This is a genomic window from Neisseria sp. P0009.S007 (assembly GCF_051962515.1).
This window is the reverse complement of record NZ_JBQCVF010000028.1, coordinates 1-9,152: the sequence shown is the minus strand read 5'-3', so window position 1 is coordinate 9,152 and position 9,152 is coordinate 1. Positions and strand designations below refer to the sequence as shown.

At 48.5% G+C, this 9,152-nt stretch carries 10 protein-coding genes; 4 read left to right on the top strand and 6 right to left on the bottom strand.

The window, feature by feature from the left end:
• Positions 1-383, top strand: a 383-nt coding sequence (locus ACTHS3_RS04555) for a TolC family protein (RefSeq protein ID WP_440367247.1), incomplete at its 5' end; no start/stop codon positions are given.
• A 74-nt stretch (positions 384-457) separates the two neighbouring features.
• Here ACTHS3_RS04555 and ACTHS3_RS04550 read toward each other — a convergent pair.
• Both ACTHS3_RS04550 and ACTHS3_RS04545 read right to left on the bottom strand, forming a co-directional pair.
• The gene (locus tag ACTHS3_RS04550) at positions 458-1,795 is read right to left on the bottom strand and encodes a GTPase/DUF3482 domain-containing protein (RefSeq protein WP_440367246.1); all 1,338 of its coding nucleotides are present in this window, start codon (positions 1,793-1,795) and stop codon (positions 458-460) included.
• A 573-nt stretch (positions 1,796-2,368) separates the two neighbouring features.
• A complete protein-coding gene (locus ACTHS3_RS04545; protein WP_079453694.1) occupies positions 2,369-2,830 on the bottom strand; it encodes a winged helix-turn-helix transcriptional regulator in 462 nt (153 codons plus the stop codon).
• Between the two features lie 216 nt (positions 2,831-3,046).
• Between ACTHS3_RS04545 and alr the strand changes: the two genes are divergently transcribed.
• Positions 3,047-4,105, top strand: coding sequence for an alanine racemase (gene alr, locus ACTHS3_RS04540; RefSeq protein ID WP_295846513.1), 1,059 nt, complete (start codon positions 3,047-3,049; stop codon positions 4,103-4,105).
• A gap of 59 nt (positions 4,106-4,164) precedes the next feature.
• Here the strand turns inward: alr and ACTHS3_RS04535 are convergent, their stop codons facing one another.
• Positions 4,165-4,908, bottom strand: coding sequence for a pseudouridine synthase (locus ACTHS3_RS04535; protein WP_070624774.1), 744 nt, complete (start codon positions 4,906-4,908; stop codon positions 4,165-4,167).
• Between the two features lie 330 nt (positions 4,909-5,238).
• On the opposite strand from ACTHS3_RS04535, the gene ACTHS3_RS04530 reads away from it, so the two are divergent.
• Both ACTHS3_RS04530 and ACTHS3_RS04525 read left to right on the top strand, forming a co-directional pair.
• A complete protein-coding gene (locus ACTHS3_RS04530; protein ID WP_049336196.1) occupies positions 5,239-7,320 on the top strand; it encodes a carbon starvation CstA family protein in 2,082 nt (693 codons plus the stop codon).
• The gene (locus ACTHS3_RS04525; RefSeq protein WP_003747442.1) at positions 7,310-7,504 is read left to right on the top strand and encodes a YbdD/YjiX family protein; all 195 of its coding nucleotides are present in this window, start codon (positions 7,310-7,312) and stop codon (positions 7,502-7,504) included. The genes ACTHS3_RS04530 and ACTHS3_RS04525 overlap by 11 nt, the downstream gene beginning before the upstream one ends.
• A 117-nt stretch (positions 7,505-7,621) precedes the next feature.
• On the opposite strand, the gene ACTHS3_RS04520 is transcribed toward ACTHS3_RS04525, so the two are convergent.
• From ACTHS3_RS04520 to ACTHS3_RS04510, 3 genes are all read right to left on the bottom strand, one after another.
• The gene (locus ACTHS3_RS04520; protein ID WP_049336193.1) at positions 7,622-7,912 is read right to left on the bottom strand and encodes a chaperone modulator CbpM; all 291 of its coding nucleotides are present in this window, start codon (positions 7,910-7,912) and stop codon (positions 7,622-7,624) included.
• Positions 7,913-7,927: 15 nt separating this feature from the next.
• On the bottom strand, positions 7,928-8,887 hold the full coding sequence (locus ACTHS3_RS04515) for a DnaJ C-terminal domain-containing protein (RefSeq protein ID WP_063068882.1): 960 nt from the start codon (positions 8,885-8,887) through the stop codon (positions 7,928-7,930).
• Between the two features lie 68 nt (positions 8,888-8,955).
• Positions 8,956-9,152 (bottom strand): hypothetical protein (locus ACTHS3_RS04510; RefSeq protein ID WP_440367244.1); only part of this gene is annotated, 197 nt, incomplete at its 5' end.

Below are 9,152 nucleotides of genomic sequence, written 5' to 3'. Positions count from 1 at the left end.
TGCCTATCTTTGACTGGGGCACAAACAAAGCCAATCTTGACGTAGCCAAACTGCGCCAACAGGCACAAATCGTTGCTTATGAAGCCGCTGTTCAATCCGCATTCAAAGACGTTTCCAATGCGTTGGTTGCACGCGAACAGCTGGATAAAAGCTATGCCGCTTTGAGCAAACAAAGCCGTGCCTACAACGACAGCCTGCGCCTTATCAGCCTGCGCTACAAACATGGCGTATCCAGCGCATTGGATTTACTGGATGCCGAGCGCAGCAGTTATAGCGCGGATACTGCTCTTTTAGCCAATCAGCTGACCCGTCTGGAAAACCTTGCCGACTTGTATAAAGCACTTGGCGGCGGTTTGAAACGAGAAACCAAAGCTGCTGAATAAGTATTTTCCTTCTAAAATCAAAAGGCCGTCTGAAACATTTAGGTTTCAGACGGCCTTTTTGTTATGCGGCAATTCTAAGCTTTTAATTTTTCGCTTAAAGTGGCTGCATAGGCTGCGCGTTCGTTACGGCTGGCTTCGGGCTGGTGTGTGTTGAGCGAAGACCATTTGCGGTTGCTACGCGCTTTGTTGAGTTCGCTTGGCAATTTGGCCGCATTCCATGGCGCTTTGCGTTCTTTTAGCTCGATATGCGACTGAGCCGCATGGCCGCGCGTTTGCAAGACGTGCAACAAATCCAGTGCGCGTGCGGCGAGCAGGGTAAGGGTTTCCGGATCGGTATGCAGGGTTTGCCTGCCGTTGATTTTGTCGGTGATGTCTTGGGCATTGGGCAAAATGCCGCCTAACAGGCCGCCGATGGCCGTACCCAAACCAAGTGAGCCGCCAAGCGTGGCAATATCCAAGCCTAAGCCGATGAGTGCACCTGCGGTTGCGCCGGTACCGGTACGGATGCCGTAATGTTTGAGCAATTCGCTGTCAAACGGATCTTGTTTGAAGGCTTTGGGCATCCATGTGCTGTCGCTGCCGACTTCGTCGTGATAGAAGCGGTAAAGTGTGAACAGGCGTTGTTGCATTTGCCGCTCAAGTTGGTGGATTTCCGATTGCATGACTTCCAAAGTCGGGGCAGGGTCGTCGTTTTCGGCAATTTCTTGGGTAAATGCGGCGGCATCCAGCAGAAAATCGGCAATTTCACGGCGCGCTTCCGTATCCAGCAGTTGCCACTCGCGACGGCGCATATTGATGAGGCGGTCGAGGATGTCGCGCTTGGGTAACATGGTGGCAAGGTTGTCCCACAATCGGATTTCGCCTTCAAAGTCGAAGGCAACGGTATCGAAACCGGCGTAAACATGCAGGTTTCTGCGGGCGAGCATATTGGTCCAAGCGGTCAGGTCTTGATTTTGGGTGAAGTTGAACACGGGCATGATGGGCTTGGCGCACCAAGACAAAATAGTCAGCTCGTCTTTGTATTTGTCGAGGACGGGTTCCCGCGCATCGATGACGTACATGGCCATATCGCTTTGCATGACTTGGCGCAGAACTTTGGCCTCTTGGTTAAACTCGTGATGCGATTCATGGCTGTTGAGGAATTGCTGGATGCGCTCAATGCCGTCATCGCGTGCGGATGTATGGGTTTCCAGCCAGTCCAACACGCCGCCGGCATCTTCAAGGCCGGGTGTGTCGTAGAGATAAACCAGGCTGTCGTCGCCGTCGTTGATAAGGGCTTCTTCGACATGGCGCGTGGTGGAGGGCGCGTTTTTCACTTCGCCGAAGGTGCTGTCGCGCAAAAGCGTACGTAAGAGCGAGGTTTTGCCTGTGTTAGTATGGCCGACGACGGCAAGGGAAAGTGGGGTGGTCATGGTTGTGGGTTGGGTTGATATGGACTATGAATGTGTGAGTATGGAGCCGTTTATCTTTAGTGGCAATATATGTTTCAGACGGCCCTAAATTCTTTTTATATATGGGCGAAAATAGCAAGAAAAAGAGGGGAATAGTGGATTTGTTGTTTTTTAGCAAAATACTTGAAAATAGATGGGAAAACAGTTGACAGGAGGGTAGAAGGCTAGGATAATTCGCGCCGTTGAGTTGCTTGATGCAGCTTGATTTTTCTCCTCTATTTCTCCTTTGTAGACTTGGCGCATATCAAAACGGTATGCGCATTTTTTTATCTACATTGAAACATGATTACATTTAAGATCTGTTAATTGAATAATTAAGAAACTTTACAAGAAAAATACTTGCGCGGTTGAATATCTTGTTGCATAATTCGTTTCGTTAGCTGGTTCGAGTAGTCAGTTAATAGTTTCTCCTCTATTTCTCCTTTGTAGACTTGGCACACATTCTGTCGGATGTGTGCATTTTTTTTGCCTATTTAAAATAAAGGCCGTCTGAATGTTGTAATCTTTCAGACGGCCTTTGTTTGTTGAATAGAATTAGATGTCTAATACTACTTCTTCTTTGACTTCTTCCATGACAACATAGCTGCGGCTTTCGGAAGCAGCCGGCAGTTGCAGCAGGATATTGCCGAGCATATCTCGATAGGCGGACATATTGGGCAGGCGGACTTTGATAAGGTAGTCGTATTCGCCGGATACTAAGTGGCATTCCAGAATTTGCGGAATCTTCAGCACTTCGCGTTTGAAGTCTTCAAAAATATTGCCGGATTTGGAACGCAGTTTCAGCTCGACAAAGACCAAGAGGCTTTGGCCTAAAGCATGAGGATTCAGATGGGCGTGATAGCCGGTAATGAGGTTGTCGCGTTCCAAGCGGCGGACGCGTTCGGTTACTGGCGTAGTGGAGAGGCCGACTTTTTCAGCCAATTCAGTCATGGGGATACGTGCATTTTGTTGTAGGAGCTTGAGGATTTTTAAGTCGGTTTTGTCGAGTTCTTTCATGGCCTTGATGTCTGTCGTTTTCATTTGGATTGAATCATAACCTTAAAACAGGCTGAGAAGAAGCATAAATGCCTAAAGGTGCGCATGAGTTCTAAAATATGAATAGATTATTCTTGTGTATTTCATGGAATCCTGTGTAGTTTTTGACCTATAATATTTACTTCAAAGTAATAGGGCAGGCCGTCTGAAACGGAATGCCGATAAGAGGAATACATTATGCGTCCGCTCAATGCGCAAATCCGTTTGGATAATTTACGTCAAAATTATCGTTTTCTCAAAGAGTTGCATGGCAATAAATTGTTGGCCGTGATTAAGGCCGATGCTTACGGGCATGGTGCGGTCAGATGTGCACACGCGTTGGCGGATATTGCCGACGGCTTTGCGGTGGCAACGGTAGATGAAGGCGTGGAATTGCGTCAAAACGGCATTAAAAATCCGATTGTTTTGTTGGAAGGCGTGTTTGAGGCTACGGAATATGCGGATGTTGACCGTTATGATTTGTGGCCGGCAATCGGTAGCCAATGGCAGTTGGAGGCGTTTGTGCATCATGAGTGGCAACGTCCGACGACCGTATGGCTGAAAATGGACTCGGGTATGCACCGTGCCGGTTTCTTTCCGCATAACTATGCCGCCGCCTATACTGCATTGAAACAATCCGAATCGGTTGAAAACATTGTGAAATTCAGCCATTTTGCCTGCGCGGACGAACCGGAAAACGGCATGACCGAAATGCAGCTTGAAGCGTTTGATTTGGCGTGTGAGGGTTTGGAAGGCGAAGAGAGCTTGGCGAATTCCGCCGCGATTTTGAACGTGCCTGAAGCGCGGCGCGATTGGGGACGTGCCGGTCTGGCCTTGTATGGTATTTCGCCTTTCGGCGGCGTGGATGAGCGTTTGAAACCTGTTATGCGCCTGACTTCCCGTGTTTTCGGCGAGCGCGTGTTGCAACCGCATTCTCCGATTGGCTACGGCGCAACGTTCTACACCAGCAAATCTACCCGTGTCGGTTTGATTGCCTGCGGCTATGCCGACGGTTATCCGCGTCGCGCTTCCACTAATTCCCCTGTGGCAGTGGATGGCAAACGCAGCCGTATTATCGGCAGGGTATCTATGGATATGATTACGGTTGAGCTGGAAGCATCGAAAGAGGGCTTGGGCGCGGAAGTCGAGCTTTGGGGCGATGTGATTAATATCAATGAAGTTTCCGAAGTTGCCGGTATGATTCCGTACGAAATTCTCTGCAATATCAAACGTGCGAAGTTTACTTATATCGAGTAAGCAGTAAAAGATGAGGCCGTCTGAAATGTGTTTTCAGACGGCCTTTTTATTAGCTGCAATTAAAACGATTCGTCAGCGCGTAGATAACGCCATTTGCCCGGCGGCAGTCTGCCGAGTTTGACTTTACCCATGCGGATGCGTTTCAAACCGACGACACGCAGGCCGACCAGTTCGCACATGCGGCGGATTTGGCGTTTTTTGCCTTGTCGCAAAATAAAGCGCAACTGGTCTTCGTTTTGCCATTCGACTTTGGCGGGGCGCAATTTTTCTCCGTCCAAACTCAAGCCGTGGTTGAGTAGGGCGAGGCCTTTATCGTCCAGTTTGCCACGGACGCGGACAAGGTATTCTTTTTCGCTGCTGCTGTTTTCACCAATCAGTTGTTTGGCAATGCGGCCGTCCTGAGTGAGTACTAACAATCCGACGGAGTCGATATCTAAGCGGCCGGCAGGGGCTAAGCCGAATTTGTGTTTTTCGCTGAAAGGGATATGGCTGTCATCGCCTTCCCAATGGTTTTCGGCGGTAATGAGTTCTGCGGCGGATTTATAGCCTTTTTCTGCCTGCGCGCTGACGTAGCCGACGGGTTTATTCAGAAGGATGGTTACGCGCGCTGCTTGTTTTTCATGGGCTTGTTTGTTGAGGTCGATGCGGTCGCGCTCGGTGACTTTTTGACCGAGTACGGCGGTTTGACCGTTGACTTTGACCCAGCCTTGCTCGATGTAACTGTCTGCCTCGCGGCGCGAGCATAAGCCCAATTGCGCCATGCGTTTGGAGAGGCGCATGGTTTCGGAATCGTTGTTTTGCATGGTATGGCAATATAGAGAAATGGGAATGTCGGATTATAGCATTGACTGTTTGTCAGGCCGTCTGAAAACTGAATTTTTGGGTTTTCAGACGGCCTTTCGTTTGTTATATGTTAAGGAATATTTAGTTTTGAAGTAAAAAATGAAGGGTATATTGTCTGTTTGTGTTAACCTTACGGACGAACTAATCATTTTGTTTTCAGTCGAATTTGGGTTGAAATGACATTTCACTCATGAAATCATGAAGACTATAATGACTGGTCTTTCTGAAGCGCATTAAGGCAGTTTGTCGCTAAAGCAAGCCTTGGTGCATCACGTTTTAAGGATAAATCAATGAAATCGCTCAAATCATTTTTGATCTGGGGCATTGTGGTTTTGGTAGGCTTGGCCTCCTTTACTACTTTAGCTCTCAGCCGTGGCGAGCAAGTCAGTGCGATTTGGATGGTTACGGCCGCCATTTCGGTATACTGCATTGCCTACCGTTTCTACAGTCTTTACATTGCCAACCGTGTGATGCAGCTTGATCCTAACCGTCTGACTCCGGCAGAACGCCACAATGACGGCTTGGACTATGTTCCCACACATAAAGGCGTACTGTTCGGCCACCACTTTGCCGCTATTGCCGGCGCAGGCCCTCTGGTTGGTCCTGTATTGGCAGCGCAAATGGGTTATCTGCCCGGTACTTTGTGGATTATCTTCGGCGTGGTATTTGCCGGTGCCGTACAGGATATGATGGTACTATTTGTTTCTATGCGCCGTGACGGTAAGTCTTTGGGCGATATCGTGAAACAAGAACTCGGTACCGTTCCCGGCGTGATTGCATCCATTGGTATTTTGATGATTATGGTCATCATTATGGCGGTGTTGGCGCTGATTGTTGTGAAAGCATTGGTTCACAGCCCTTGGGGTACGTTCACCATCGCAGCGACTATGCCGATTGCTCTGTTTATGGGTATTTACACCCGTTATATCCGTCCGGGCAAAATTGGCGAGATTTCCATCGTCGGCTTTATTTTGCTGATGTTGGCCGTGATTTACGGTGAAGATGTTGCCCACAGCTCCTTCGGTCACTGGTTCGACCTTGACGGCATTCAGCTGACTTGGGCGATTATGATTTACGGTTTCGTGGCTTCCGTATTGCCGGTTTGGCTCTTGCTGACTCCGCGCGACTATCTGTCTACCTTCCTGAAAATCGGTACGATTGCAGCTTTGGCTTTGGGTATCGTTATTGTTAACCCGACTCTGCAAATGCCTGCAGTTACCCACTTTATCGATGGTTCAGGCCCGGTATTCTCTGGTGCATTGTTCCCATTCTTGTTCATTACCATTGCTTGTGGTGCAGTTTCAGGCTTCCATGCGCTGATTTCTTCAGGTACCACTCCAAAAATGGTGGAAAACGAAACACACGTCCGCATGATCGGTTACGGCGGCATGATTATGGAAAGCTTTGTGGCTATTATGGCGCTGGCTGCCGCCGCTTCGCTTGAGCCAGGCGTGTACTTTGCGATGAACAGCCCGGCCGCGCTGATTGGTACAGATGCCAACACAGCTGCCGAAGTCATCACCACTAAACTGAATTTCTCTGTTGATGCCGCAACCCTGTTGCACACTGCTAAAGAAGTGGGCGAAAACACCATTCTATCCCGCGCAGGCGGTGCACCAACCCTCGCAGTCGGTATGGCACACATCATGAGCCGTCTGATTCCGGGCGAAGCCATGATGGCGTTCTGGTATCACTTTGCCTTGCTGTTTGAAGCCTTGTTCATCTTGACCGCAGTTGACGCCGGTACACGCGTTGCCCGTTTCATGATTCAAGACTTGGGCAGTATCTTCTACAAACCATTCGGTAACACCGACTCAATCCCTGCCAACTTGGTTGCCACATTCTTTGCTGTGGCATTGTGGGGTTACTTCCTCTATACCGGCGTAACCGACCCTCTGGGCGGTATTAACTCGCTCTGGCCGTTGTTTGGTATCGCCAACCAAATGCTTGCAGGCGTAGCGTTGATTATGTGTACCGTCGTATTGGTGAAAATGAAACGCGACCGCTATGTTTGGGTAACTTTGGTTCCTGCTGTCGGCGTATTGTTTGTAACCTGCTATGCCGGTTTGCAAAAACTGTTCCACAGCGACCCGCGCGTCAGCTTCTTGGCTCACGCAGGCAAATACCGCGATGCCTTGGCTTCAGGCGAAGTCCTCGCTCCTGCTAAAGACATTGGCGAAATGTCACAAATCATCTTCAACGACCAAATCAATGCCGGTTTGACCGCTTTGTTCTTGGCAGTTGTCGTGATTGTCGCCGTGTACGGTTTCCGTACTGCCATGAAAGCCCGCAAAGTCGGTTGGCCAACTGCTAAAGAAATTCCAGCAGTGTACCGCGACGGTAAACAGCCGGAGACTCAAAGTGAAGCATAAGCTCGCATCTTGGTGGAAAACCATCAAGTTGACAGCGAACTTGATGGCCGGTGTCCCAGATTATGAAAACTACGTTGCCCGCCAGCGCAAACATAATCCCAACGCGCCGGTCATGACCGAGCTGCAATTCCAAGACTACTGCCGCAAACGCCGTTGCGGCGGCAACGGTGGACGCTGTTGTTAATGAAGGCATAAAAAGGCCGTCTGAAAATATTTTCAGACGGCCTTTCATTATGGAATATCAATAAAAATCAAAAACTTTGTCTTGTCATCAATATTTAATTGAACAACTTGCCAATATTTACTCTTCTTCGAGCAGGACCAGCGGACGCTGTATTTTTCTGAGTTCTTCCACCTCGTCCAACAGCCGCATAATCAGCCCCAATGCAGGAATGCCGGCCTCAAAATCACGGCTTAAGCGTTGTGCGCGACGGATGCGGGCAAGATGAAAACCACTGAAGGTGCTTTTTTCGGGCACTCCATCTATGCTGATGATGTCTTCTGCTATAAGTTCCAACAGCCAATCACGACGGCAGCGGCTGGCGGCAACGATTTCTTCAAAAGTAAGGGTAACATCGGAGGACTGAATCATAATTTATCCTTTCTCTTATGCTTGTTTCGCGGCAAAGTGTTCGGCTAATTTTTCCCATGCGGCACGGTCGGCTTCGCTCTCTACTGGCGGAACATTAATGCGGATATTGAGATAAAGGTCTCCGGCTTCTTTTGCAGGAATACCTTTGCCTTTGAGGCGGATGCTTTTACCGCTTTGGCTGTTGGCAGGCAGATTGACCTGCAAGCGGCCTGAAGCGGTAGGGACGATGATTTTGCCGCCCAATACGGCTTCCCAAGGTTTGACATCTATTGTTTGATATACGTCTTTCCTGTTTTTGACGTATAAATCAGGTTGGTCGTGGAACTTGATTTTTAAGTACAAGTCACCGTTTTCTCCACCGTTATATCCCGGCAAACCTTGACCGGCCAAACGGATTTGTTGGCCTTCTGCAATGCCTTTGGGGATTTTGACGTTGAGGGTTTTATTTTGATAAACCGCACGTCCGTATTCGTCTAGAGTTGGCACATTCAAAGTCATGCTACGTTCTGCGCCAACATACGCTGCGTAAATATCAATACTCAATTCAGCATGTTGATCCTCGCCTTTTATTGGGCCGCGGGGTTGCTCGGAACGAGTGTGGGATTGGCGGAATGATGAAAACAGATCTTCAAAATTGAAGTCTCCCGCTCCGAACGGTTCGCCTTCATGACGTTCATAGTGGAAGCCGCCACCGTTAAATCCATTGCCAAACGGATTGCCGCCTTGACCGAACGGATTGCCTCCGGCGCTGCGTCCGTAAGGATTAGCCAACATTTCATCGTATTCGGCCCGCTTTTCTTTATCGGAAAGCGTTTCGTAGGCACGGTTGATTTCTACTGTACGTTCGGCTGCGTCAGGTTCTTTGCTGACATCGGGGTGGTATTTGCGCACCAGTTTTCGGTAGGCTTTTTTGATTTCGGCCTCATCCGCATCTTTGGCAACGCCTAGTATTTCATAATAGTTTTTTTCTGCCATGTTATTCCTTTGACTGCTAATATACAAAATTCTTATAGTTTTAATAATTGAGGGTAGATATTCTAAAATCAAGGGCATTGGAAATAAAATTCTCTATTTCTGACAATGATTAATGGGTAATTTATTTCTTTGTTTTTAGAGAAATAGAAAATATAAAGGCCGTCTGAAATACGGTTTTTCAGACGGCCTTTATCAAATTGGGGTTTTATTTGTCTTGAGCATTTTTTTGTTCGCGAACCACCCATTGGGCAATATCTGAACCCAA

Bases quoted from the DNA above. Each gene is read 5' to 3' on its own strand.
- ACTHS3_RS04530 (WP_049336196.1), top strand. From the start codon at position 5,239: ATGAAATCGCTCAAATCATTTTTGATCTGGGGCATTGTGGTTTTGGTA.
- ACTHS3_RS04515 (WP_063068882.1), bottom strand. From the start codon at position 8,887: ATGGCAGAAAAAAACTATTATGAAATACTAGGCGTTGCCAAAGATGCG.
- ACTHS3_RS04535 (WP_070624774.1), bottom strand. From the start codon at position 4,908: ATGCAAAACAACGATTCCGAAACCATGCGCCTCTCCAAACGCATGGCG.
- ACTHS3_RS04545 (WP_079453694.1), bottom strand. From the start codon at position 2,830: ATGAAAGAACTCGACAAAACCGACTTAAAAATCCTCAAGCTCCTACAA.
- alr (WP_295846513.1), top strand. From the start codon at position 3,047: ATGCGTCCGCTCAATGCGCAAATCCGTTTGGATAATTTACGTCAAAAT.
- ACTHS3_RS04550 (WP_440367246.1), bottom strand. From the start codon at position 1,795: ATGACCACCCCACTTTCCCTTGCCGTCGTCGGCCATACTAACACAGGC.
- ACTHS3_RS04520 (WP_049336193.1), bottom strand. From the start codon at position 7,912: ATGATTCAGTCCTCCGATGTTACCCTTACTTTTGAAGAAATCGTTGCC.